Below are 24,641 nucleotides of genomic sequence, written 5' to 3'. Positions count from 1 at the left end.
CTACTGGCTCGGCGGAAGGTTCTGCAGATCCGCCTGGCCCACGCAGTTCCGCGTCTGGGGCACCTTCGCGGCAGCAGCGGCGAGGTCTGCGAGCACGGTGGCGGAACTGATCTTGTCCGGGTCCATCAGGATCTCGGTGGCGGGCTCGCGTCCGAACGTGGTCAGGGTCCACACCGGGTCGCCTTCCTTGATCACCCAGTCCACGCCGTTGACGCTGACACAGCGGTCCGTCGTCGGCCCCGGAACATTCACGCCGCAGCGCAGGATCACGAGGGACGGGTCACCCCAGGCCGCGGTGGCCTGGCTGTTGGTCTTCCTCAGCTTGGCCTCGCCGATCGCGTCCGGCAGAGCCACCATCATCGGGGCACAGGCGGCGTTCGCCGCGTCCTTGGCGGGCGTGACGTCGACCACCGGAGCGCAGGAGCTGAGCAGGATCCCCGCGGCCGCCGCCGTGGCCAGAATACGGAACGGACGTGCGGAAGCCGGGAAACGTAAGCGCTGCATACTTTAAGCCTATCCCGGTGCGGCCCGACGACCGTACGGCCCGGTTACCCCCGGAGGCGACTGGGAAGCGCCTAAAGCAGCCCGAGGAGGTAGGAGCCGTAGCCGCTTTTCACCAGTGGCTCGGCCCTGGCCCGAAGCTCCTCATCACTGAGGAATCCCAGCCGCCACGAAATCTCCTCCGGCGCACCAATGATCAGTCCCTGCCGCTTCTGGACTGTCCGGACGAAATTTGACGCGTCATTGAGATCGTCGAACGTGCCCGTGTCCAGCCACGCCGTTCCCCGGGGCAGGATCTCGACATGCAGCTTGTCCAGCCCAAGATACGCCTTGTTCACGTCCGTGATTTCGAGTTCGCCACGGGGCGACGGTTTCAGTTCCCGGGCAATCTCCAGGACGTCGTTGTCATAGAAGTAGAGTCCGGGCACCGCATAGTTGCTCTTCGGCTGCGAGGGTTTCTCCTCCAGCGTCAGCACACGGCCGGTGTCGTCGAACTCGACAACGCCGTAGGCCCCCGGATCCTGCACCCAGTAGCCGAACACCGATCCGCCCTCGACATCTGCGTACTTGCCAAGCTGGGTACCCATTCCGGGGCCATAAAAGATGTTGTCGCCGAGAACGAGGGCCACGGAATCGTGCCCGACATGTTCCTGGCCAAGAATGAAGGCCTGGGCAAGCCCGTCCGGAGACGGTTGAACTTTGTAGGTGATGCTGACCCCGAATTGCGAGCCGTCACCGAGCAGACGTCGGAATGGGTCCGTGTCCTGCGGGGCGGTGATAATCAGGATGTCCCGGATTCCGGCCAGGATCAGCGTGGACAGCGGGTAATAGATCATCGGTTTGTCATAGACCGGGACCAGTTGCTTGCTGATGCCAAACGTAATCGGATGCAGCCGTGAACCGGTCCCCCCGGCGAGGATAATTCCGCGCATGACGCCAATCCTCCACTGAGCTTTCAGGTTCAACCAAATCGTCCTCGCTGTGGAACGATGGAAATCATGCAGAAACTCCTTGTCACCGGTGGCGCCGGGTTCATCGGTTCCAACTTTGTCCACTATGTCCTTGAGAACACCGACGATCACGTGACCGTGCTGGACAAGCTCACTTACGCCGGAAATTTGGAGTCGTTGAAGGGCCTGCCGGGGGAGCGCTTCGAATTCGTGCAGGGGGACATCTGCGACGCGGCCCTGGTCGAGGGACTGGTTGCCGGGGCCGATGTGGTGGTCCATTACGCCGCGGAGTCACACAACGATAACTCCCTGCATGACCCGCGCCCGTTCCTGGATACGAACATCATCGGCACCTACACGCTGATCGAGGCGGCCCGGAAGCACGGCAGGCGGTTCCACCACATCTCCACCGACGAGGTCTACGGCGACCTGGAGCTGGACGACCCGGAACGGTTCACCGAGGACACCCCGTACAACCCCTCGAGCCCGTACTCCTCGACGAAGGCCGGCTCGGATTTGCTGGTGCGGGCCTGGGTGCGGTCGTTCGGGCTGCAGGCGACGATCAGCAACTGCTCGAACAACTACGGCCCGTACCAGCATGTGGAGAAGTTCATCCCGCGCCAGATCACCAACGTGATCGACGGGATCCGCCCCAAGCTGTACGGCAAGGGCGAGAACGTCCGGGACTGGATCCACGCCAACGACCATTCCTCCGCGGTGCTGGCGATCATCGAGAAGGGCCGGATCGGGGAGACGTACCTGATCGGCGCGGACGGGGAGCAGAACAACAAGGACGTCGTCGAACTGATCCTCAAGCACATGGGCCTGGCCCCGGACGCGTACGACCACGTCGTCGACCGGCCCGGGCACGACCTGCGCTACGCGATCGACTCCACGAAGCTCCGCACCGAGCTCGGCTGGGAGCCGCGGTTTTCCAATTTCGACGCCGGCCTCGAGGACACCATTGCCTGGTACCGGGACAACGAGGACTGGTGGCGGCCGCAGAAGGCCGCGACGGAAGCGAAGTACCTGGAACAGGGCCAGTAGATTATGCCGATCGAGTTCTCGAAAAAGCTCACCGCGCACCACACCCCGATTCCCGGCGTGGTCCTGTACGACCTGCCGGTCCATGGTGATAACCGGGGCTGGTTCAAGGAGAACTGGCAGCGGGAAAAGATGCTGGCCCTGGGCCTGCCGGACTTCGCGCCGGTGCAGAACAACATCTCGTTCAACGAAAAGGCCGGCACGACCCGCGGGATCCACGCCGAGCCGTGGGACAAGTTCATCTCCGTCGCCACCGGCCGGATCTTCGGGGCCTGGGTGGACCTGCGCGAGGGACCGTCCTTCGGCGCGGTGTTCACCGCCGAACTGGATGCCAGCCAGGCGATTTTCATCCCGCGCGGGGTGGGCAACGCGTTCCAGACCCTGGAAGACAACACCGCCTACACCTACCTCGTCAACGACCACTGGTCCGCCGACGCCCAGGGCCGGTACACCTTCCTGAACCTCGCCGACGAGAGTGCCGCGATCCCCTGGCCGGTCCCGCTGGACCAGGCCGAACTCTCCGAGAAGGACAAAAACCACCCCCGGCTCGCGGACGTGGCCCCGATGCCGCCGAAGAAAACCCTCGTTGTCGGCGCCGACGGCCAGCTCGGCACGGCGCTGCGGAAACTCTACGACGGCGACCCGTCCGTCGAGTTCGCCGGCCGGGCGGAATTCGACCTCGGCACCGAGGAGTCCTTCACCGCCCGGACCTGGAAAAACTACGCCACCATCATCAACGCCGCCGCCTACACCGCCGTGGACGCCGCCGAAACCCCCGAAGGCCGCAGGGCCGCCTGGGCCATCAACGTCACCGCCGTCGCCCGCCTGGCCCGCACCGCCGTCGAGCACAACCTGACCCTGGTGCACGTCTCCTCCGACTACGTCTTCGACGGCACCCGTGAGATCCACCCCGAAGACGAGCCAGTCTCGCCCCTGGGCGTCTACGGCCAGACCAAGGCCGCCGGCGACGCCGCCGTCAGCGTGGTGCCCCGGCACTACATCGTGCGCACCAGCTGGGTCATCGGCGACGGCAACAACTTCGTCCGCACCATGGCCTCCCTGGCGAAACGCGGCATAGCGCCGCAGGTGGTCAACGACCAGACCGGCCGGCTCAGCTTCACCGAGGACATCGCCGCGGGTATCCGCCACCTGCTCGCCACGGGCGCCCCGTATGGGATCTACAACCTCAGCAACGACGGGCCCTCCCAGTCCTGGGCCGACATCGCCGCGGATGTGTTCGAACTCTCCGGGGGATCCCGGACCGCCGTGACAGGCGTCAGCACCACGGATTATTTCAAGGACAAGGGGGCCGCTCCGAGGCCGCGTAACAGTTCGCTCGAACTGGCGAAGTTGGCCGCCCAGGGATTCCGCCCTCCCGCAGCCGCAACGCGGCTCCGGGACTACCTTGATTCGATGTGACCACCTTCTCAGCCGCCGCCGTTGTCCGCGCCGCGCGGTAGCGTAGGGCTGTGCCTGAACACGAGACTGCCCCATGCCCCGAAGCGACCGAGCCGGAAGCGAACCCGTCAAAAGCGGCCCCGCCCGAACCGCCATTGACCAAGGCGCCACTGACCGTGGCGGAGCTCTCCGAATCCCAGCTCCTGGAACGCATCTTCCCGCGCCTGCATGCCGGGCAGGAACACAACACCTCGCTGATCCTTGGCCCGGGCGACGACGCCGCCATTGTGGCCGCGCGGGACGGCCGGACAGTCCTGAGCATCGACACGCAGGTGGCGGACCAGGACTTCCGCCTGGAGTGGAACAACGGCTACCGGACCACCGGTTACGACGTCGGCTGGAAGGCCGCCGCGCAAAACCTCAGCGACATCAACGCGATGGGCGCGCGTGCCACCTCCCTCGTGGTCAGCCTCACCATGCCCCCGGAAACCCGTGTCGCATGGGTCGAGGACTTTGCCGACGGACTCAGTGCAGGCATCCGGGAACTCGGTGCCCCGGACTGCGCCGTTGCCGGCGGCGACCTCGGCCGGGGCCGCGAGCTCGCGGTCAGCGTGGCGATCCTCGGCACCCTCGACGGGCGCGCCGCCGTGCTGCGCTCCGGCGCCCGGCCGGGGGACACCCTGGCACTGGCCGGCACCGTGGGCCGAGCTGCGGCGGGCCTGGCGCTGCTGGAATCGGCAAACCCCGTCGCGACCCTGAACAGGGCACAGCGTGCCCTGATGGACACCCAGTGCCGGCCCCTTCCCCCGCTCGCCGCCGGCCCGCTGGCCCGGGATTCCGGTGCGACGGCCATGATGGACATCTCCGATGGGCTGGTCCGCGACGGGCAGCGGATGGCGTCCGCGAGCCGTGCCGTCCTGAACCTCGACGCGGCGGTCCTGAGGGAACTGGCGGGTCCGCTGCTGCCTGCCGCTGAACTGCTCGGCGCCGATCCGATGGCCTGGGTCCTGGGCGGCGGCGAGGACCACGGGCTGCTCGCCACATTCCCGCCGGGCGTTCAGCTGCCTCACGGTTTCACTGCGATAGGCTCGGTAGAAGCCCCTGCACCAACGGACAGCACGGGCGTAAGAATAGCGGGCAGGCCCGCTGAAACTGTGGGATGGGATCACTTTGCAGACTAAGATTGCCGCGAACGCGCAAGCGATGAAGCGGTGGTTGAGCAAGGCAGAAACCACGCTTGGAAACCACAGCGACCGCCTGAACGCCATCAACATCTTCCCCGTCGCCGACGGCGACACCGGCACCAACCTGTACCTCACGGTGCGCGCCGCCGCCCAGGCACTCCACAGCCTGGATACCGCCGCGATACCCCAGATCAGCGCGGAACCGCCACCGCGTTCCTTCGGCCCGCCGGATCCGGCCCGGAACGACGTCGGCGCCACCCTTGCCCGCGCCGGCCTGGCCGCGATGGAACAGGCCCGCGGCAACTCGGGCACCCTGTTCGCCGTCTTCCTCTGCGCCACAGCCGAACCCCTCGCCGGCCACCACCGGCTCAGCGCGCCGCTGCTGGCCGCCGCCCTGAACCGCGCCCAGCTCCGGGCCTGGTCGGCATTGAGCGACCCGGTTCCCGGGACCATGCTCTCCGTGATGGAAGCCGCGGCCCGTGCCGCAGCGGCCGTGGACTCCGCACACGACGGCGACGACAGCAACCACACCCTGGGCCTGGCCCTGGATGCTGCCGTGGACGCGGCCGTTGCGGCTGTGGTGCGCACCGAGGACCAGTTGGAGGCGCTGCATGCCGCCCACGTGGTGGACGCCGGCGGCGTCGGGATGCTGCTGATCCTCGACTGCCTCCGCTCCGCCATCCTCGGCGAGGAACTCCAGGATCAGTTGCTGGACGGGCTTCACGGCTACGACGTCCAGGACCCCCACATCCACGCCGGCATGCCGCGGGACGAGGGCGTGGAGGTCATGTGCACCATCACGCTCTCACCGCTGGACGCCGCGATGATGCGCCAGCGGCTCGATGAAATGGGCGACTCCGTCATCATGAGCCAGGTCGGCGGGGCAGCCGACGCCTCCGGGGCCTACCGCTGGCGTGTCCACGTCCATGTCCCCGCCGCTGAGCCTGCCGTGGCCCTGATCCGTTCCCTCGGTGTGCCCTCGGACATCAGCGTTTCCGAACTGGCTGTGCCGGACGCCGAACCCCGCGACGCCGGTGACCGTGCACCCGCAGGACAGGTCCCCGACGGACATGAACGCTGACCTGTCCAACGCCGAAATGGGTCTGGGCCTGGAACGCCGGATCGGCAAGCGTTCCGCCACGCCGATCGAAAAGCACCTCGGCATCACCACCGTCGGCGGACTGCTGGACTATTTCCCCCGGCGCTATTTCAACCGCGGCGAACTCACGCCCATCAGCGAGGTTCCGCTGGACGAGGAAATCACCCTCGTCGCCCGGGTGGTCTCCAGCAGCAGCCGGTCCATGAAGACCCGCCGCGGCTCGCTGATCGACGTCGTGATCACCGACGACGCTGCTGCCCCGGACACGGGGAAGGTCTCGGGCACCCTGAAGGTGAGCTTCTTCAACGGCCAACGGGCCAGGGCCGAACTGCAGCCGGGCCGGCGGGCCATATTCTCCGGAAAGGTGACCCGTTACCAGCGCGCCCTTTCGATGACCAACCCCGAGTACCGGCTGCTCGACGACGATCCGGACACCCCCGGGATGGATCCGGAGAAACGCGCAGCCATGCCCATGCCGGTGTATCCGGCCACCGCGAAGCTGACCAGCCTGGCCATCGAGAGGGTCATCGCCGCGCTGCTGAAGACCGCGGACCTGGGCGGGCTGCCCGATCCGCTGCCGGCGGACATCACGGCCCGGGAAAAGTTCCTGCCGGTCGCGGACGCCTACCGGATGATCCATGCCCCGCTAAGCCCCGCCGACTGGCAGTTGGCCCGGGACCGTTTCCGCTACCACGAAGCCCTGGTGCTCCAGTCCGCCCTCGCCCGGCGCCGCGCCCAGCTCGCCGCGGAGGAGGCCACCGCCCGCCGTCCCGTCACGGACGGGCTGCTGACCGCCTTTGACCGGCAGCTGCCGTTCACCCTGACCGCCGGCCAGGCCGCCGTGGGCAAAACCCTGGCCGCGGAACTCGCCCAGGATTCGCCGATGAACCGGCTGCTCCAGGGCGAGGTCGGCTCCGGCAAGACCATTGTGGCCCTGCGCGCCATGCTGCAGGTGGTTGACGCCGGGGGACAGGCCGCCCTGCTGGCCCCCACCGAGGTCCTCGCCGCGCAGCACTTCGAATCCGTCCGCCGCACCCTCGGGCCGCTGTCCCGCGACGGCATGCTGGGCGGCCTCGGCCCCGACGCGGTCCAGGTCACACTGCTCACCGGCTCCATGCCCACCGCGGCCCGGAAACAGGCGATGCTGGACGCCGCCTCCGGAACCGCCGGGATCGTCATCGGCACCCACGCCCTGCTCAGCGACAACGTCTCCTTCTACGACCTGGGTCTGATCGTGGTCGACGAGCAGCACCGGTTCGGCGTCGAACAGCGCGATGTGCTCCGGGCCAAAGCCAGGAAGCCCCCGCACCTGCTGGTCATGACGGCCACTCCCATCCCCAGGACCGTGGCCATGACCGTGTTCGGCGACCTCGAAACGTCCGTCCTCGACGAACTCCCGGCCGGCCGCGCGCCGATTACCACCCATGTCGTCGGGCTCGCGGAGCACCCGGCGTGGGCCACGCGCATCTGGAGCCGTGCCCGGGAAGAGATCGACGCCGGCCACCAGGTGTACATCGTCTGTCCCAAGATCGGCTCGGACGACGACGGCGACTTCAGCCCCGGCGAGGCTGAACCAACCGCTGCGGACCTCGAGGGCGACAGCGGGGCACGCGAACTGGCTTCCGTCACCGCCGTCGTGGACCAGCTCCGGGACGAACCGGCGCTGGCCGGGGTGCCCGTGGCTCCGCTGCACGGCCGGCTGGACCCGGTGCTGAAGTCCGAAACGATGGCCTCCTTCACGGCCAACCGGACCAAGCTCCTGGTCTCCACCACCGTGATCGAGGTGGGCGTGGACGTCCACAACGCCACCCTGATGGTGATCCTGGACGCGGACCGTTTCGGCATCTCGCAGCTCCACCAGCTCCGCGGCCGGGTGGGCCGCGGCGGACTGCCGGGCACCTGCCTGCTCGTCACGACCCTCGAGCCCGGCCACCCGAGCCGGCGACGCCTCGACGCCGTCGCGGCCACCACCGACGGCTTCGCGCTCTCCCAGGAGGATCTCAAGCTGCGCCGTGAAGGCGACATCCTGGGCGCCTCCCAGTCCGGCGGCCGGTCCACGCTGAAGCTGTTGCGGGTCCTTGAACATGAGGACGTGATCGCCAGGGCCCGGCAGGACGCCTGGCAGATTGTCGGCGGGGACCCGTCGCTGGGCGCGCACCCCGTCCTCGCCGCGGCGATCGACGCATACCTCAACCCGGAAAAGGAGGCGTTCCTTGAACGCGGATAGCACGATCCATCCATCCAGGGCGGCCCGGCCGTGAGCCGCATCATTTCCGGGGCCGCGGGCGGAACCACGCTGGTCAGCGTGCCAGGGTCCTTGACCAGGCCCACCACGGACCGGGTCAAGGAAGCGCTCTTCTCCCGGCTGGACGCCTTCGAGGTGATCGCGGACGCCCGCGTGCTGGATCTCTACGCCGGCTCCGGTTCGCTCGGCGTGGAAAGCGCCAGCCGCGGCGCGCGGAGCGTGGACCTGGTGGAGTTCGACGGGAAGGCCAGCGAGGTTTGCCAGCGCAACGCGGACCTGGTCAACACCGTTGCCGGGCGCAAGGTCGTCACCGTGCACCGCTCCAAGGTTGAGTCGTTCCTTGAGCGGACCCAGGAGTCCGCCCGCTGGGACCTTGTCTTCCTGGACCCGCCCTACCCGCTGGACGAACCGGCCCTGGCCGGGGTGCTGGCCAAGCTGCTCCCGCACCTGGCCGAAGGCGCCGTCGTCGTCGTGGAGCGCTCATCCCGGACCCCGGAGCCGTCCTGGCCGGACGGGATGGAGCGGTTCGCGGAACGCAAGTACGGCGAGACGAAACTCTGGTTCGCCGAACCCGGCGTCGAGGCCGCGGACTAGGCTCCGTGCGGGAGAGGGCGACGGCGGAGATTTCCGCCGTCGCCCTCTCCCGATCACCAGAGCGCTGCTATTTCAGGATCGTGCCCGAAACGTCTGGCGTTGAGGGCACAATTCCGTACTTAGCCATCAGCTCGCCAAGTTCGCCCAGGATGGGTTCATCCAGCTTGCCGTCGAATTCTTCCAGCCGGAGTTCCTTGGCCACGGCCTCCGGCATCTTCATGAACGTCGGCAACAGGGCCCGGACTTTGTCGGGATTGCTCTGCGCCAGGGCAAGGGTCTCGGTCATGGCGGCCTTGAAGTCAGAGACCACCTGCGGATTCTGCTGGGCGTAGTTGCCGCTGGTGAAGGTGACCATGGTGGGCAGGCCCGGCAGCGCCTCCTGGTTGTTGTACGTCACCAGCCTGTTGCCTTCCGCCAAAAGCCTGGAGAGGAACGGTTGGGGAACCCAGACAGCATCCACGTTGCCCTGGGCCAGCTGGGCCGCCATGTCCTGGAACGGCAGTTCCAGGAATTGGACCGCGCCCGGATCGCCGCCCTGTTTGGACACAACTTCCTTGATGGTCAGGTCCCCCTGCGCATTGACGGTGTTGACCGCGACCTTCTTGCCTACAAGGTCCTTGGCAGAAGCAATGCCGGAGTCCGCCCTGGCGACGACGCCATTGATGTCATTGCCGGCGGCGAGGGAGTTCGAGTATCCGGAGACGATTTTCATGTCCAGGCCCTTGCTCTTGGCCAGGAGCACGGACAGCGGGTTTCCCACCGAGAAGTTCATCGTTCCGGTCGAGACGGCGGGAAGCGTCGCCGCCCCGCCCTGTCCGCTCTGCAGCTCGACCTTCAGCTTGTGCTTCGCAAAGATCCCCTCGTCGATGCCCAGCTGCACGGCAGCGGACGGCGCAATCGGGATCACACCGACGCTGATGTTGCGGACACCATCGCCTCCGGCGGCCGGGGTGTTCGAGGTGGACCCGGACGGCGACCCGCCGCCGCAGCCGGAGAGCAGCAACGCCGCGGCAACTCCGACGACGGCAAATTTAAGTCTGTTCATAACAGTCCACTTCCTTGGGGTGAGTTATCAGACGTTCGGGCCATTTACCCAGGCAAACGCCTTGGGGCAGCACCGAAACTACATAAATGACAACCTATACAATTGAGATTGTCAATGATTATGTTCTCAACGATGTTCCCGGAAAGCAGGGAGGGCGGCCCGAGGTCCTTGGCCGCAGGACTAGTCTGAGAGCGCGTCCAGATCGACGCCGGAGAGCAGCTTCGCGGGGTGCGGCCCGCGGGCGGTCAGCGCCGCCGTCCACACCTGAGGCCACGGCCCCTGCGTGCCGGTCAGAATGATGTTGCCGGGGTAGCGGCCGCTGAACATGCCTGCCTCGGCGAAGGCGGCGACGTCGGCCATGGCCCGGCGCAGCGCGGCCATCTGGCTGCGGACTAGGGTGAGCCCGGGTTCGTCGCCCACGTTGACGATCAGGACCCCGCGCGGACTGAGCCTTGCCGCGGCTTCGAGGTAGAACTCGGTACAGGCGATGTGTTCAGGTGCCTCGGGTCCGGAAAAGATGTCCAGGATCACGACGTCGAAGAGCAGCTCCGGGGGCAGCTCGGCGAGGGCCTCCCGGGCGTCGCCGATCAGTGTGTGCAGCTCCGTGCCGGCGGGCAGGGGGAGCTGCTCCAGCACGAAGTCCAGCAGTTCCCGCTCCAGCTCAACCGCGTACTGCACGGAGCCCGGCCGGGTGGCCTGGATGTAGCGGGCGAGGGTCAGCGCCCCGGCGCCGAGGTGGAGGGCCGTGACAGGCTCGCCCCATGGCGCCGCGAGATCAACCACGTGGCCGATCCTGCGCAGGTACTCGTAGAAGATGTCCGAGGGGTCCGCAAGGTTAACGTGCGACTGTTCCGCCCCGCCGATGCTGAGCACAAAACCGCCACCGGTGAAGGCGTCGGGTTCGATCGAGCCGTGTTGCCCGGTGGTGCGCAGGAAGCGGGTGGCCGCGGGGGTGTCCTCCATCAGAGGACGTCGCGGAGGGTTGCGAGCCGTTCGGCGGCCTCCTGCAGGACGTCGATCCGCTTGCAGAACGCGAAGCGCAGCAGGCTCCGGGTGCGTTCGGCACCTTCCGGGTGGCAAAACACGGGCACCGGAATTGCCGCGACGCCCACGAGCGCTGGAAGCCGGCGGGCGAGGTCGACGGCGTCGGTGATGCCGAGCGGCGCGGTGTCCACGTTCACGAAGTACGTTCCCTGCGGGGTGAAGACATCCAGTCCCGCGGCGCGCAGACCCTCGCTGAGGATGTCCCGTTTGAGCTGGAGCGTATCGGCGATGCCGACGTAGAACTCATCCGGCAGTCCCAGGCCGGCGGCGATGGCGCTCTGGAACGGGGTGCCGGAGCTGTAGCTCAGGAACTGCTTGACCGTGCGGGCGGCGGCGACCAGGTGCTCCGGCCCGCTGAGCCAGCCGATCTTCCAGCCGGTAAAGGAGAAGGTCTTCCCGGCGGAGGAGATCGTCAGGGTGCGTTCCGCGGCACCCGGGAGGGCGGCCACCGGGATGTGCCGGGCCCCGAAGGTGAGGTGTTCGTAGACCTCGTCGGTGATGATGACGGCGTCGTGCCTGATGGCGAGCTCGACGACGCGTTCCAGCACCTCGCGGGGGAAAACCGCCCCGGTGGGGTTGTGCGGGTTGTTGACCAGCACCACCTTGGTGCGGCTGCTGAACGCCGCTTCGAGGGCGGCCAGGTCCGGCATGAAGTCGGGGGCCAGCAGCGGGGCGGTGACGTGGCGGGCGCCGGAGAGGCCGATGATCGCGCCGTAGGAGTCGTAGAACGGCTCGAAGGTGAGGACCTCATCGCCTGGCCCCACGAGCGCGAGCAGCGAGGCGGCGATGGCCTCCGTGGCGCCGGTGGTGACAATAATCTCGGTGTGCGGGTCCGGCTCCAGGCCGTAGAAACGCTCCTGGTGGAGCGAAATCGCCTCGCGCAGCTCCAGGATGCCCTTACCGGGGGCGTACTGGTTGGCCCCGGCGGCGATGGCGGCCTGCGCTGCGGCCTTGATCTCCACCGGGCCGTCCTCATCCGGGAAGCCCTGGCCGAGGTTGATGGCGCCGGTCTGGAGCGCGAGGGTCGTCATTTCCTCGAAGATCGTGACGCCGAGGGCGCCGTCGGGGGCGAGCAGGTTGGCTCCCCTCGCGGTCCGCTGCCACGGCAACGGGATCGGGGAATTCATCGCGTGCCCGCCTTCTCGCCCCGCCCGGTGAACTTGTCCATTGTGGAGTAGATCCCGAAGACCTTCCCTCCCACGAAGTCCCACGCCCGCACGGGCAGCAGACCGCGCAGGACCTTCCCCAGCTGCGCGGTCGCCGGGGCGATTAGTTGCGGCCGTCCCGCGGCGGTGGCCCGCCAGGCCCGGTCCACTGCGTCTTCCGGCGTCATCAGCGGCGTCAGCAGCGGCCCGCGGGCGCCGTCGAACATTCCGGTGGAAATGTAGCTGGGGCAGAATGTCGTCACGGCGAGGTGGCCGTAGCCCTGCTGTTCGAGTTCCAGCCGGAGCGAGTCGCTCCAGCCGATGACGGCCCACTTGGATGCCGCGTACACGCTCATTCTCGGGTTGGACACGGTGCCGGCCGCGGAGGCGATGTTGAGGATCCGGCGCGGCCGGCCGGCGTCGTCCATCATGTCCGGCAGGAACGCGTGGGTGACGTACATCGGCGCCAGCGCGTTGATGTCCATGGTCAGGGCGATGTCCCGCTCCGGGTTGTGGTCCCAGAAGAGCGCTCCGCGGACGATGCCGGCGTTGTTGATCAGCAGCGTCAGCGGACCTTCCTCCCGGCACTCCGCCGCGGCCTCGGCTATCGCCGCGGGGTCGGCCAGGTCCACCCGGCGGACCACGGCACGGGCGCCGAGCGCCGTCACTTCGGCGGCGGTTGTCGCCAGGCCATCGGCGTCGACGTCCCAAAGGATTACGACGCCGGCGCCCCCGCGGGCAGCTCGCAGGGCGTAAAGACGGCCCATGCCCATGGCGGCTCCCGTCACGAGAACCACGCCTCCGGACACGGTGAAGGGAATGCTCGATGCTGACATTCAGCCATGTTATCCCGGGCCGCAGCCGCAATACGGTAGGTTCGGAGCATGAGACGCGCCGTATGCCCTGGCTCCTTTGACCCCATCCACAATGGCCACCTGGAAGTCATTGCCCGGGCCGCAGGCCTCTTTGACGAGGTCATTGTTGGCGTTTCCACGAACTACGCCAAGAAATACCGCTTCACGCTTGAGGAGCGGATCGACATGGCCAAAGAGACCCTGGCCTCCCTGCGGGGCATCGTGGTGGAGCCGGTGGGGGAGGGGCTGCTCGCCGAATACTGCCGCAAGCGGGGCGTGTCCGCGATTGTCAAGGGCCTCCGTTCCTCCTCCGACTTTGACTATGAGCTGCCGATGGCGACGATGAACCGCCAGCTGAGCGGCGTCGAGACGGTCTTCCTGCCGGCCGAGAGCCACTACCTCCACCTGTCCTCGACGTTGATCAAGGAAGTGTTCACCCTGGGCGGCAATGTCTCCGAGTTTGTGCCCCGCTCGGTGCTGAAACGGCTGCACCCGGGCGAGCCGGACCAGGATCAGCCGCGCAGAGGGTAAGCTTGATCGGTACTCGGCGGCCTGCTGCCGGTTGCGAGGCCCGAATCCAAAGCGGCTTGCGGTGCGAACCGCGGGGTGCCCCGGTTTGAGTCCGCCCGGAAGATCAGGCTAAGATAGTACGTCGGTCATATGTTCAACAGGAGTTCTCATTAAACGAGATGCTAGTTCGCCCTTGGCGTTCGACGTCAAGGACCTCGGACGCAGTCCGGGAAGCATGCGGACGCTGACAGAACATGTACCCGCACCGAGTGATCTTGGTGTGGCGCTCATTGGCGTGCAGGAAGGCTCGGATGTCGAGCTGGATCTGCGGCTGGAGGCCGTACACGAAGGAATTCTGGTATCAGGAACCGCGATCGTCAAAGTTACTGGCGAATGCGGCCGATGCCTGGATCCCCTTGCGTATGACCTTGAGGTTGATGTGCAAGAACTTTTCTTCTACGAGGACGCTGTGTTCTCCGACGAAGAAGACGAAGAAGAGCAACGTCGAGTCGAGCACGATCTGATCGATCTTGAACCGGTGTTGCGGGACGCAGTTGTAACCATGCTGCCGTTCCAGCCGGTGTGCCGGGAAGACTGCCAGGGCCTTTGCTCCGAATGTGGAGTTCGCCTGGAAGACGAGCCGGGGCATCACCACGAGGTGGTAGATCCTCGCTGGGCTGCCCTAGCTGACTTGGCTAAGCCTGACCGGCAAAACTGATTTGTAAGTGTTGGACTAGAGAGAAATGAGTTAGCCGTGGCTGTCCCGAAGCGGAAAATGTCTCGCTCGAATACCCGCGCCCGCCGCTCCCAGTGGAAGGCAACTGCCCCCCACCTGGTGAAGACTGTCGAGAACGGCCAGGTTACGTACAGCCTGCCGCACCAGGCAAAGGTCGTTACCGACTCGGCTGGCACCGCGCTGTTCCTTGAATACAAGGGCCGCAAGGTCGCAGACGTCTAATCCGCCAACTGGCTGAATAAGATGTCTTCAACTGAAGAGCTTCTGAAGCGTCTCGGTGTCACTATTGACGCCGGGACGCTTTGTCTTGCGCTCACACACCGTTCCTATGCTTACGAAAACGGCGGCATCCCCACCAACGAACGGCTCGAGTTCCTGGGCGACTCCATCCTGGGGTTCTCGGTAACCGACGCTCTGTACCGTGACAACCCCACGCTGCCCGAAGGGGACCTGGCCAAGCGCCGTTCCGCGGTCGTCAGCACCCGGGCACTCGCGGGCATCGGCCGCAGCATCGGCCTTGGTGAGTACATTTACCTCGGACAGGGCGAAAAGCTCACGGCGGGCAAAAATAAGGCCTCGATCCTCGCGGACACCATGGAGGCGCTGATCGGCGCCACCTATGTTTCCAATGACATCGAGACGGCACGCCAGCTGGTCATGCGCCTGATCGGACCGCTGCTGCAGGACGCCGCTGCCCTCGGGGCCGGCACCGACTGGAAAACGAGCATCCAGGAGCTCGCGGCCAGCCGCCAGCTCGGGACGATCAACTATGCGGTGGAGGGCTCCGGCCCGGACCACGCCCGTGCCTTCGAAGCCATTTTGCGCATCGGCGGCACCGACTACGGCACCGGCTCCGGCAACTCCAAAAAGGAAGCCGAGCAGGAGGCGGCCGCGGATGCCTGGCGCAGGCTCTCGGCACCTTCGGCTGTGACGTCGGCGGCCGAGCCGGCCGTCGGCTCCGCTGCGCCTGACGGGCACCCCCTGCAGTCCGAGACCGGCAACTAGGCACGCACTGTGCCTGAACTGCCCGAGGTCGAAGTTGTCCGCCGCGGCCTTGTGAGCTGGGTGCGGGGCCGGACCATCACCGCTGTTGAGGTGGTGGATCCGCGCTCCGTCCGCCGGCATACGCTCGGCCCGGAGGACTTCGCGGGCAACCTTGAGGGCGCCCGCGTCCTTGACGTGGTCCGGCGCGGAAAGTTCCTTTGGCTGCCGCTGGCCGATACTCCGGCAACTGACTCCGGCGACGGCCCGGCCGCACCCTTTGCCCCTACGGTGGCTCTCATGGCGCACCTGGGCATGTCCGGACAGCTGCTGATGCAGGACTCCTCAGTTTCCGACGAGAAGCACTTGAAGGTGCGCCTGCACCTCAGCCCCGCCGATGGCATGCCGCAGCAGCTCCGGTTCGTGGATCAGCGGATCTTTGGCGGGCTCTTCCTCACCTCGCTGATCCCCACGGCGGACGGCGGTCCCGGCGGCCTCGCCGCAGCGCCGCTGCCTCTCATCGCTGAGGAAGCCTCCCACATCGCGCGGGACCCGCTGGATCCGTACTTCTCCTTCGATGAGTTCTACCGGCGCCTGCGGACCCGCAAGACAGGCCTCAAACGCGCCCTGCTGGACCAGGGGCTCGTCTCGGGAATCGGTAACATCTACGCGGACGAGTCCCTCTGGAAGGCACGGCTGCACTTCGCCCGGCCCACGGACACGCTTCGGCGGGCGGAGGCTGAGCGTGTCCTGGACGCCGCGCGCGAGGTGATGACCGACGCCCTGGCGGCCGGCGGCACCAGCTTTGACTCGCTGTATGTCAACGTCAATGGGGCCTCCGGCTACTTCGACCGCTCGCTCAACGCCTACGGACGCGAGGGCCAGGAATGCAAACGCTGCGCCGCCGCCGGTTTGGTCAGCGTGATGAAACGGGACCAGTTCATGAACCGCTCCTCCTATTCGTGCCCGGTCTGCCAGCCGCCGCCGCGTAACGGGCGCTGGTAGCTGCCGCCGCGGTCGGCAAAAACCGGCGGCAAAAAACAGGTACCGCTACTCTTACGAACCGTGGATCCCGCTGAAAGACTGTGGCGATGGGTGCTAGGGGATTGGGAACCGGGATCGCAGTGGATGCGTCCCGCCGGGATGGGAATAACCCGTGAAGGCCAGGGGGCTTGTCATCGCGGGGATTGGTCTGGCGGCGATCCTGGCCGGAACCGCCGTCGTGCTGGATCACACGGCGGCAGGACAGGCCGCTGACTCGAGTCTGGCGGCACCGGGAGGCGGCGGGCCGCCGCAGGCCGCCGGGCCCTCAGCGGAACCGGGCAAACCTGGCGCGGCGACATCCCCCGGAGCCGGCAACGGCGCCGCCGCGCCGGACGGAGGATCCTCCCAGGGATCAGCCACGGCACCCGCGGGGCGCGAGGTCCTCCCGCCCGTGAGTGCATCTCCCTCCGGGTTGCCCATGCCCTCGCCTCCGGCTCCCCTCATTGGCCGGCCCTTGCCGGAGACGGCATCAGCCCAGGGCAACGTCGTGGACGGGTTCCCTGCTGAGGTCATCACCTTTCCCGAGGGAACGGTGGTGGTCTCCACGGGTGTCTCCTCCGCCGACGGATCCCTGCAGATTTCCGCGGATGCCCTCGTCGCCTCGAGCCAGGATTCGGTGGCGGGGCACTTCCAGCAGATCCTGGGGCCGCTGAAGTTCTGGTCCGAGCCCGTACCTGCCGCGGAAGGCCAGCGCTCAATTCGGTTCAGCCGGGGCACTGATTCGCTGACCCTCACCACTGTAACCACGGGGACGGGAAGCACGCGTTTTATGCTGCTGGGAAATCTGCGCGCGGCGGCAGGCGGGTAACGCGTGTACCTCTCCATTTCAGACCGCAACGGCGGCAAGAAGGACCTGGATCCGGTCGCCACCAGCCCGGCCGGGGCGCTGAAACGGCCTTTCCGTCTCTCCCCGGTCATTCTCTGGCTGGGCGTGGTCAGCATGCTCACGGATGTATCGTCCGAGTCCGTGTCCGCAATCCTGCCCCTGTACATCACCGGATTCCTCGGCCTTTCGATCATTGCGTTTGGAATCATCGATGGCATCAACCAGGGCGCGAGCGCCATCGTCCGGATCGCTGCAGGGTATGCGTCGGACCGCATCGGGCGCCCCAAACGGGTGGCCCTCGCCGGCTACGGGCTCTCCGCCGTGGCCCGGGCCGGGCTCCTGTTCGCCGGCGGATTCTGGGCCCTGACGGCAGTGGTGACGGCCGACCGCATTGGCAAGGGGATCCGGACGGCGCCCCGTGATGCTTTGATCGCAGTCTCAGCCCAGCCTGAATACCTGGCGCGGCATTTTGGCGTGCACCGGATGCTGGACAACATCGGTGCGGCAAGCGGCCCGTTGCTGGCTTTTTTCATCCTCATGATGATGCCCACCGGATACACCACCGTTTTTGTGGTCTCCCTGGCCTTTGCGGCGGTTGGCGTCGCGGTTCTCACGCTGTTGGTGCCAAATCTGAGAACCCGGACGCCGGGCGGCCTGGCGGAGGAACGCCGCACCGGGCCGGTGTGGGGATTCCGCTGGCGGCTCCTGCGGGAACCCGGCCTTGGCCGCCTTCTGGCCGCCGCCGGAATACTGGGCCTGCTGACGGTCGGCGACGGCTTTATTTACCTGGTGTTGCAGGACCGGGACTCCTTTGCTGTGCAGTGGTTCCCGCTGCTTTACGTGGGCACGAACGTGGTGTTCCTGGCCCTCGCCGTTCCGCTGGGCCGCCTGGCGGACCGCTGGGGCAAGGCACGGGTCTTTATTGCCGGGCACGTGGCCCTGCTTGCCTGCTACCTGCTGGCTGCGGCACCGATTGGGGGACTCGGATCCACCGTGGCCTGCCTGGTCCTGCTTGGGGCCTTCTACGCCGCGACGGACGGCGTGCTGGCCGCGCTGGCAAGCCAACTGACTCCGCCGGACATGCTTGCCACCGGTCTCGGCGCGGCCCAGACAGTGGTGGCGCTCAGCCGGATGGCCGCTTCCGTTGGCTTTGGCGTCCTGTGGTTCGCGCTGGGTCCCTCCGGTGCGATGGTGGTGGTCGGAGGCAGCCTTGCCGCAGCCATTGTCGCGTCCTGGTTCGTCCTGCGCGGCGGCAAGCGGCAGAGGCCGGCAGCTTGAACGCCGCAGGCAGCACGCCGCGGTGGGGGATTCTGCTGGTCGTCACGGCACTGATAATGGCCGCCGCCGGAGCCTACGCTGCGGCGGCGTTCCAGCGCTTTCAGGAAAGCCAGGCGGCGGTATCGGCAGCCCGGGTAGCCTCCGGCGTCGCCGTGCTGAAGAAGGACTCTGTCCTGTTCCGCAACACGGCGCCGGGGGCGGGCTACGGAATGATTGGCACCGTTCCGCTGTCGGAGCCTGCCGGCGAGCGGACGTTGGCAGGGGTGGCCTGCGACCGGGTGTACGGCACCGTGGAAAGCATTCTCTGCCTCAAGACCAACCGCGGTCTCGTGACCAACTTCGAAGCCGTCCTGCTGAACCCGGACTGGCAGCCGACCGGGAGTTGGGCAGTACCGGGCATTCCCAGCCGCACGAGGATGAGCGCGGACGGATCCCTGGTGGCCACAACGGTGTTCGTCTCCGGACACTCGTACGGCAGCGGGGGCTTCTCGACGGAGACTTCCATCAGGGCGCCGCAGGGCGGCGGAACCGGGAACCTGGAGGACTTCGCCCTGCTGGTCAATGGCACCCGCGTCACCGCGGCGGACCGCAACATCTGGGGCGTAACTTTCGCTCCGGGCCACAGCGACACGTTCTACGCGACGGCGGCATCATCCGGCCGCGTCTGGCTGGTGCAGGGCAGCATTTCGGCACGCACCCTCACCGCCATCCACGACGGCGTGGAGTGCCCGTCGCTCTCTCCCGACGGCACCCGGATCGCGTTCAAGAAGAACACCGGCGGATCCCTGGCCGCGCACTGGCGTGTCGCCTTCCTGGATCTGGGCACCGGCCGGGAAACCGTCCTGTCCGAGACGCGCAGCGTGGATGACCAGATCGAATGGCTGGACGACCAGACGTTGCTTTACGGGCTTGCCCGCGACAGTGGCTCCGGCGACAGCGATATCTGGCAGATCAAGGCGGATCCCGCGGCCCGTTCCTCCCTCTACATCGAGCACGCCTGGTCGCCGTCAGTGGTGCGCTGACGGGCCGGACTTCCGGCAGCCGCATCCTACGGCCACGCAGGTGCGAAGCCGATATCAACGAAGTAGTTGGTGGAGTTCCAGGAGGTGGCCGGTACGGAACCGCCGGCCCCGTACTGGTACAGGCCGTTCTGCGGGCCCGGCGCCGTCAGGACGCCGTTGCTCCACGGTTCGGCGAAGAACGCCGCTGTGGAGGAGTAGTTGCCGTTGGGAGCCAGGTAAGACACCACGTAGACCTGCCCCGGCTCGAGCGCGACGGGAGCAGAGAACGCGGCCGACTGCCAGCCGGTGGTTGTCTCGTCAGTGAACGTCACCTGGGCCAGTCTCTCCCCGGCCGCAGTCCACAGCGAGCCGATATGCGTTCCGGTGTTACCGGCGCCCTTATAGAACCTGACGCCCGTGGCACTGCCCGCCACTGACACCGAGAAGGCGGTACCCAGCTCAATGGATGCAGTGTCCCCGGTTGCGGCAGCGACGGCCGGGAGCAGGGAGCCGAAGAGTGACTGTTCGGCGCCGGCGGGATCGGATGTTGTGAACTGCCAGCTGAGCGGCGCGAGCACGGCGCCCTGGGCGGAGACTGCATTGCTCAGGCTGGCGGTGATCATGGTGGCAGGCGGCAGCGGCTCTGCCGGCGAGAACGTGATCGTCCTGGCGTCCGCCGACAGCGCGGAGGTGCCGGCGACGGCGGCACCGTCGGCTGACAGTTCGAACGTGAAGCCGGTCTGGAGAGGCTCAGACAACGACACCGACGGTTTCGAGGTCAGCGGGAAGCCCAGGGAATCTGCCGCCGGCGTCTGCGCTGTCACGTTGAGCGGCGGAACCGACACGACAAAGTCGACGTCTACCAGGTAGCTTGCGCTCGAGGAAGATCCGGGGAAGTCGCCGCCGTACGTGAACGCGCCGGCTCCGGAGGCCGTCCGCAGCGGTCCGCTGGTGACCCCGGAGGCAAATCCGCCGGGTGTTGCAGAGTAAACCCCGGTGGGAGTGCGGTAGGCGGCCACGTATTCCGTGTTCGCGGCGATGTCCACGGGCTGGCTGAAGGAGGCCGTCTGCCACCCGGCGGAGGATTCCCCGGTGAAGGTCACGGCCGCCAGCTGCTGGCCGGAGGCGGTGAACAGTGCTCCGGTGTGTGTTCCGGTGTTGCCCGCGGACTTGTAGAAGCGGACGCCCGTGACCTGACCGGGCGAATCGCTGGCGAAACGGACGCCCAGAGTGAGGGGTACCCCGTCGTTGAATTCCGGTGCGCCCGGAGTCACGGTGTCCTGGTACAGCGAGCACGGGCAGACTCCCTCGGTCCGCGGGGAAGGAACGGTCGTGAAGGTCCAGGTGTCCCCGCCGCTGAGCGTCTGTCCCGTCGCCGAGGTTGCGGTCAAGGTGGCCGTGTAGCTGGCCGCCGGGCTCAGGGGCGCCGTCGGCGTGAAGGTGACCCTGCCCGTCGGCTCCTCGTAACTGACCGTACCGGGAACCTCGACGGAGCCGGGACCTGTCAGGGTCAGCGCCGGACCCGACCCCGACGCAGGCTTGGACAAGGCAGCGGAGACCGTGGTATCCAGAGCGACGCTCGACGAGCCGGGCAGCGGTGTCTGCGCCCCGGCCACGAACGGCGGATCGGGATACTGGACCACCACGTCAACGAGGTAACTGGCTGCGGAGCGGGCACTGGGGAAATCATTCGTATACGAGTACGCCCCGGCATCGGACGGCGTTCTAAGGTTCCCGACGCTCAGCCCGGGTCCGAAGCCGTTCACGGTCGCGGAGTAGGCTCCGGTGGTGCTCTTGTAGGCCATGATGTATTCGGTGTTCGCCGTCATGGCAATGGGCTGGTTGAAGGTCGCCGTCTGCCAGCCGGAGGTACTTTCATTTGCGAAGGTGACAGTGGCAAGCTGCTCTCCGGACGCGGTGAACAGCGTCCCCGTGTGCGTGCCGGTGTTGCCCGCTGACTTATAGAAGCGGACGCCGGTGACGGTCCCTGCAGCAATGCTGGAGAACCGGACGCCCAGAGTCAGCGGCACGCCGTCCCGGGCCTCCTGGATCCCGGGGACAACAGAGTCGTCGTAGAGGCTGCAGGGACAGCTGCCCGGTGCCGGCGGAGAGGTCACCGTGGTGAAAGACCACGTTGCGCCGCTGGTCAACGAGCCGCCGCTCGCGTCCGTGGCACTGAGCGCCACAGTGTAAACGGTGCCCAGGTCCAGGTCCGCGGCAGGAGTGAAGGTGACCTTCCGGCTCGCGGGGTCATAGCCGGTGGTGCCCGCGACTGCCGTCCCGTTGGCCGAGAGCCTCAGCTGCACGCTCGAATCTGTGACGGGCTTGGAGAAGACCGCCCCGACTGTTGTGGCCTGCGGGACACTCGATGAGCCGTCCAGCGGCCAGTGTCCGGAAGCCGTCAGCTCGGAGGTGTCCACAGTGCTGAACAGGGCATCCACGAAATAGTTGCCGTTGATGTAACTGGTCGACGGAAATGCACCCGGACTGGCGTACACACCGGCCGGGGCGCTCCCGAAGCCGCCAGCCACCGTCAACGGCGGGTCGGTCAGACCGAAGCTGGCCCATTGGAAGTCCTTGCTCGCATAGCGGCCGTTCGGGGCGGTGTACGAGACAACGTACTTCTGCCCGGCGGCGACCGGAACCGGCTGGCTGAACAGTACTTCCTGCCAGCCGGATGCCGTCTCCGCCGTGAACGTGGCCGTGGCAAGCCGCTGGCCTGCGGAACTCCAGAGCGAACCGGTGTGGGTTCCGGTATTGGCGGCGCTTTTGTAGAAGCGCGCCCCGGTGATGAAGCCGTCCACGCTGGGCACAAAGTTCAGGCCCAGCTCGTAGGCTCCGCCGTCCTGGGAATCCGGTACATCGGGGACCTGTTGACCGAAGACCGAGTACGGTCCGGTCAGCTGCAGCTGACGGGTGAACGGTGCGCCGATGTTGGCGCTGTCGTCCACCGCGCGCACCTGGATGCTGGCGGTGGCGAGGCCCTTCTGGATATAGGTGTAGGTCCAGCTTTGCTTGCCCTGGGCAGGATGCCAGCTGCTTCCGCCGTCGGTGGAGATTTCGACGCCTGCCACGATGCCGCCGGTGTCGCTGGCCGTTCCGGAGACCGTGACGCTGGTGCCGTGCGGGATGGTGGTTCCTTCGGCGGGGGAGGATACCGCCACGGTCGGGCCCGTCGTGTCGCTGCTGGCTGTCGCCGCGGAGAGCGCCGCGTCACGGGTGGCGGGCTGGGCACCCATGTCTGCCAGCAGGTTGATCTGCGCCTGCTGCATCCGCGGATCGGGCGCCGCGCCGTCGCCGTCGTGCTCCTGGTCCAGCCCCCACGTCCACTGGACGGTGCCTGCGGAGAAGACCAGCGCCCGGCTGGGGGCGCGGTACAAGGTCGTGTTGTGCGTGGTGGTGCCCGGCTTCACCGTGTTGCCGAAATCCTGCAGATACTGCGGTGTCGTCCCCGTGGTGGTGGACAGGCGGATCAGCCCAGCGGGCCGGAACCCGTTGTCCAGGTCCTCGTTGGATTCGTAGCCCACGGTGTGCGGCGCCAGCTCCGCGGAGCTGCCGGCCGCGAGAGTCGCCAGGGAGGTGTTGCGCCAGAGCCGGGATTTTCCTTCGGCGGCGCTGACGGTGATGGGCAGATCCGTGAAGTTGGACATGTACATCGTTCCGGTCAGGCCATTTTCGGGGAGACCGCCGCCGTTTGCCTGGGAGGCGTAGCGGGGATCGCGCCAGGTGCCGGTCCACTGCGTGCTGGGGTCGATCTTGCCGTTGGCCCAGGTCTCCTTGTAGGAGGTGATGGTGCGGCCGGCCGCACCGTCGACCGGCGACGGCTCCATCCGTGTCCGCCAGTACACTTCATTGCCGGAGAGGAACTGCAGGTTCACGCCGGCATCGCGGGCGGCCTCGACATTGGCCCGCTGGGCGCCGGACCAGTATTCGTCATGGCCCACGGAGAGGAATACTTTGTGGTTGAGGAGCTGGGCACCGTTCCGGTCGGTGTCCACCCCGCTGATGTAGCTGACGTCGTAGCCGTTTTTCTCCAGGAAGCGGACCAGGGGGTACTCGTTGCTGAAGTAGAAGTCTCGGCCGTCCACGGCGCCGCGCGTATTCACCGGACGGTTGTAGCTGATTTTGTAGGCACGGCCATTCTGTGCGCCCTCGTAGAAGTCCGAGCCGCCGTAGCTGTTGTAGGCCTGCCACGAGGTATCGGACGTCTGGAACACGACGTCGGAACGGCTGCCGTCGGAGCGGACCACGAAGGTGATGTGGCTCCGGCTGCCGTTGTCCGGCCGCGTCAGCAGGGCAATATAGACACCGGAGACGGCCGTCGCGGGAACCTGCCAGGTCGCGGACACGGCCCACGTTCCGCAGTCGTAGAGTTCCGTGGTGACGTCGCTAAGGCACTGGGGTTGATTCTGCCGGAAGGCTGCCGGAGTGACATCGGCGATTTTGCGGGCGCCAAGTCCCTGATACCAGCCCGTGCGGTAGATGCCGATCGTGTAGCTGGCGGCGTCGGTGTCCACCTTGAATTTGACTGGCTGGCCGGCATTGACACTGATTTCGGTTGAGAAGCCTTGAATGTCTGAATCGCCTGCGCCGGTAATGTCCCATTCCGAGGGCGCACTCCCAGGTTTGGAATTTTCACACGCCACAGCGTTAAGCAGCGGCGAGCAGGGATCCGCAGCGCTGGCCATCGGCAGGAGCCCCGCCGGCGCAGCAACCGGCAGCAGCGCAGCAACCAAAGCGACGGCCAGGGGAATGACGGCTCGTTTGAGCGCCGTCAGTGAGCGGGTGGCTGAGGAAACGGACATAAGAACTCCTGAGTGAGTGCGCTGTCGCGGTATCGGACCGGTGCATCGTGCCCCGCCCCGTGCCGCCACCCCCCGGCGCAGCCAACCACGTATTCAGTTGTCCCAATGCCGGAGCTGCCCTCAGGCGTCCCCTGCGCCAGTGGTGGAACACAGCAACAACTGCGCTCTGCCAAGTCGGGACGGTGTGAGACCGCCGGCCCGAGCAGCGTCAGGCAACTCTCTTAGCCGCGATCTTATGGTTGCCTGCAGAAAGGCAGCAAAGGATTTCCTTGGGAAAAGCCTAAATCCGCTGATTTTGGCGCGATGGCGGTAGATTTAGGACAGGAACAGCCGTTTCCGCCAGCCAGGAGATCCGAA

The 24,641-nt window shown here is 66.9% G+C and carries 21 protein-coding genes; 14 read left to right on the top strand and 7 right to left on the bottom strand.

Translation table 11 applies throughout. The annotated features are described in order from the left end of the window. Window positions 1-504: a DUF3515 family protein gene (locus ASPU41_RS18440; protein ID WP_069952145.1), complete on the bottom strand. Its 504-nt coding sequence runs from the start codon at window positions 502-504 to the stop codon at window positions 1-3. Between the two features lie 71 nt (window positions 505-575). Next, the gene (gene rfbA, locus ASPU41_RS18435; protein ID WP_069952144.1) at window positions 576-1,433 is read right to left on the bottom strand and encodes a glucose-1-phosphate thymidylyltransferase RfbA; all 858 of its coding nucleotides are present in this window, start codon (window positions 1,431-1,433) and stop codon (window positions 576-578) included. Window positions 1,434-1,499: 66 nt separating this feature from the next. Here rfbA and rfbB point away from each other — a divergent pair, with 66 nt between their 5' ends. The 6 genes from rfbB (at window position 1,500) to rsmD (ending at window position 9,015) form a co-directional block, all read left to right on the top strand. Beyond that, window positions 1,500-2,498 (top strand): dTDP-glucose 4,6-dehydratase, encoded by a 999-nt coding sequence (gene rfbB, locus ASPU41_RS18430; protein WP_069952413.1) that lies wholly within the window; start codon window positions 1,500-1,502, stop codon window positions 2,496-2,498. A 3-nt stretch (window positions 2,499-2,501) separates the two neighbouring features. After that, window positions 2,502-3,914, top strand: coding sequence for a sugar nucleotide-binding protein (locus ASPU41_RS18425; protein WP_069952143.1), 1,413 nt, complete (start codon window positions 2,502-2,504; stop codon window positions 3,912-3,914). Between the two features lie 149 nt (window positions 3,915-4,063). Beyond that, window positions 4,064-5,074 carry a thiamine-phosphate kinase gene (gene thiL, locus ASPU41_RS18420; RefSeq protein ID WP_442856256.1) on the top strand — a complete coding sequence of 337 codons (1,011 nt, stop codon included), beginning with the start codon at window positions 4,064-4,066 and terminating at the stop codon, window positions 5,072-5,074. A gap of 22 nt (window positions 5,075-5,096) precedes the next feature. Then, a complete protein-coding gene (locus tag ASPU41_RS18415) occupies window positions 5,097-6,158 on the top strand; it encodes a DAK2 domain-containing protein (RefSeq protein ID WP_069952141.1) in 1,062 nt (353 codons plus the stop codon). Beyond that, window positions 6,148-8,403, top strand: coding sequence for an ATP-dependent DNA helicase RecG (locus ASPU41_RS18410; protein WP_069952140.1), 2,256 nt, complete (start codon window positions 6,148-6,150; stop codon window positions 8,401-8,403). The genes ASPU41_RS18415 and ASPU41_RS18410 overlap by 11 nt, the downstream gene beginning before the upstream one ends. 30 nt (window positions 8,404-8,433) lie before the next feature. After that, a complete protein-coding gene (rsmD, locus tag ASPU41_RS18405; RefSeq protein ID WP_069952139.1) occupies window positions 8,434-9,015 on the top strand; it encodes a 16S rRNA (guanine(966)-N(2))-methyltransferase RsmD in 582 nt (193 codons plus the stop codon). Window positions 9,016-9,082: 67 nt separating this feature from the next. Here rsmD and ASPU41_RS18400 read toward each other — a convergent pair whose 3' ends face one another. From ASPU41_RS18400 to ASPU41_RS18385, 4 genes are all read right to left on the bottom strand, one after another. Beyond that, entirely contained in the window at window positions 9,083-10,060 is a 978-nt protein-coding gene (locus ASPU41_RS18400; protein ID WP_069952138.1) for an ABC transporter substrate-binding protein, read from the bottom strand. A 180-nt stretch (window positions 10,061-10,240) separates the two neighbouring features. Further along, window positions 10,241-11,023 (bottom strand): spermidine synthase, encoded by a 783-nt coding sequence (locus ASPU41_RS18395; RefSeq protein ID WP_197515709.1) that lies wholly within the window; start codon window positions 11,021-11,023, stop codon window positions 10,241-10,243. Next, a complete protein-coding gene (locus ASPU41_RS18390; protein ID WP_069952137.1) occupies window positions 11,023-12,231 on the bottom strand; it encodes an aminotransferase class I/II-fold pyridoxal phosphate-dependent enzyme in 1,209 nt (402 codons plus the stop codon). Before ASPU41_RS18390 ends, ASPU41_RS18395 begins: the two co-directional genes overlap by 1 nt. After that, window positions 12,228-13,085: an SDR family NAD(P)-dependent oxidoreductase gene (locus ASPU41_RS18385; protein WP_069952136.1), complete on the bottom strand. Its 858-nt coding sequence runs from the start codon at window positions 13,083-13,085 to the stop codon at window positions 12,228-12,230. The genes ASPU41_RS18390 and ASPU41_RS18385 overlap by 4 nt, the downstream gene beginning before the upstream one ends. A gap of 48 nt (window positions 13,086-13,133) precedes the next feature. Between ASPU41_RS18385 and coaD the strand changes: the two genes are divergently transcribed. The 8 genes from coaD (at window position 13,134) to ASPU41_RS18340 (ending at window position 19,500) form a co-directional block, all read left to right on the top strand. Continuing rightward, window positions 13,134-13,634, top strand: a complete 501-nt coding sequence (coaD, locus tag ASPU41_RS18380) for a pantetheine-phosphate adenylyltransferase (protein ID WP_069952135.1) — start codon at window positions 13,134-13,136, stop codon at window positions 13,632-13,634. A 172-nt stretch (window positions 13,635-13,806) separates the two neighbouring features. Further along, a complete protein-coding gene (locus tag ASPU41_RS22290; RefSeq protein WP_083266610.1) occupies window positions 13,807-14,331 on the top strand; it encodes a YceD family protein in 525 nt (174 codons plus the stop codon). Between the two features lie 36 nt (window positions 14,332-14,367). Beyond that, the gene (gene rpmF / locus ASPU41_RS18365; protein ID WP_009356569.1) at window positions 14,368-14,571 is read left to right on the top strand and encodes a 50S ribosomal protein L32; all 204 of its coding nucleotides are present in this window, start codon (window positions 14,368-14,370) and stop codon (window positions 14,569-14,571) included. 21 nt (window positions 14,572-14,592) lie between these two features. Then, entirely contained in the window at window positions 14,593-15,354 is a 762-nt protein-coding gene (gene rnc, locus ASPU41_RS18360; protein ID WP_069952132.1) for a ribonuclease III, read from the top strand. A 9-nt stretch (window positions 15,355-15,363) separates the two neighbouring features. Next, entirely contained in the window at window positions 15,364-16,335 is a 972-nt protein-coding gene (gene mutM, locus ASPU41_RS18355) for a bifunctional DNA-formamidopyrimidine glycosylase/DNA-(apurinic or apyrimidinic site) lyase (RefSeq protein WP_069952131.1), read from the top strand. Between the two features lie 151 nt (window positions 16,336-16,486). Then, entirely contained in the window at window positions 16,487-17,182 is a 696-nt protein-coding gene (locus tag ASPU41_RS18350; protein ID WP_069952130.1) for a hypothetical protein, read from the top strand. 3 nt (window positions 17,183-17,185) lie between these two features. Continuing rightward, on the top strand, window positions 17,186-18,478 hold the full coding sequence (locus ASPU41_RS18345) for an MFS transporter (RefSeq protein ID WP_197515708.1): 1,293 nt from the start codon (window positions 17,186-17,188) through the stop codon (window positions 18,476-18,478). A 56-nt stretch (window positions 18,479-18,534) separates the two neighbouring features. After that, the gene (locus ASPU41_RS18340; RefSeq protein ID WP_231941397.1) at window positions 18,535-19,500 is read left to right on the top strand and encodes a hypothetical protein; all 966 of its coding nucleotides are present in this window, start codon (window positions 18,535-18,537) and stop codon (window positions 19,498-19,500) included. A 26-nt stretch (window positions 19,501-19,526) separates the two neighbouring features. On the opposite strand, the gene ASPU41_RS18335 is transcribed toward ASPU41_RS18340, so the two are convergent. Continuing rightward, window positions 19,527-24,284, bottom strand: coding sequence for a DUF4082 domain-containing protein (locus ASPU41_RS18335; RefSeq protein WP_069952128.1), 4,758 nt, complete (start codon window positions 24,282-24,284; stop codon window positions 19,527-19,529). Window positions 24,285-24,641 lie beyond the last annotated feature (357 nt).

This window comes from Arthrobacter sp. U41 (genome assembly GCF_001750145.1).
In the GTDB taxonomy this organism is placed as follows: Bacteria; Actinomycetota; Actinomycetes; order Actinomycetales; family Micrococcaceae; genus Arthrobacter.
The sequence above is the reverse complement of the archived record's forward strand: the minus strand, read 5'-3'. Positions and strand labels throughout refer to the sequence as shown.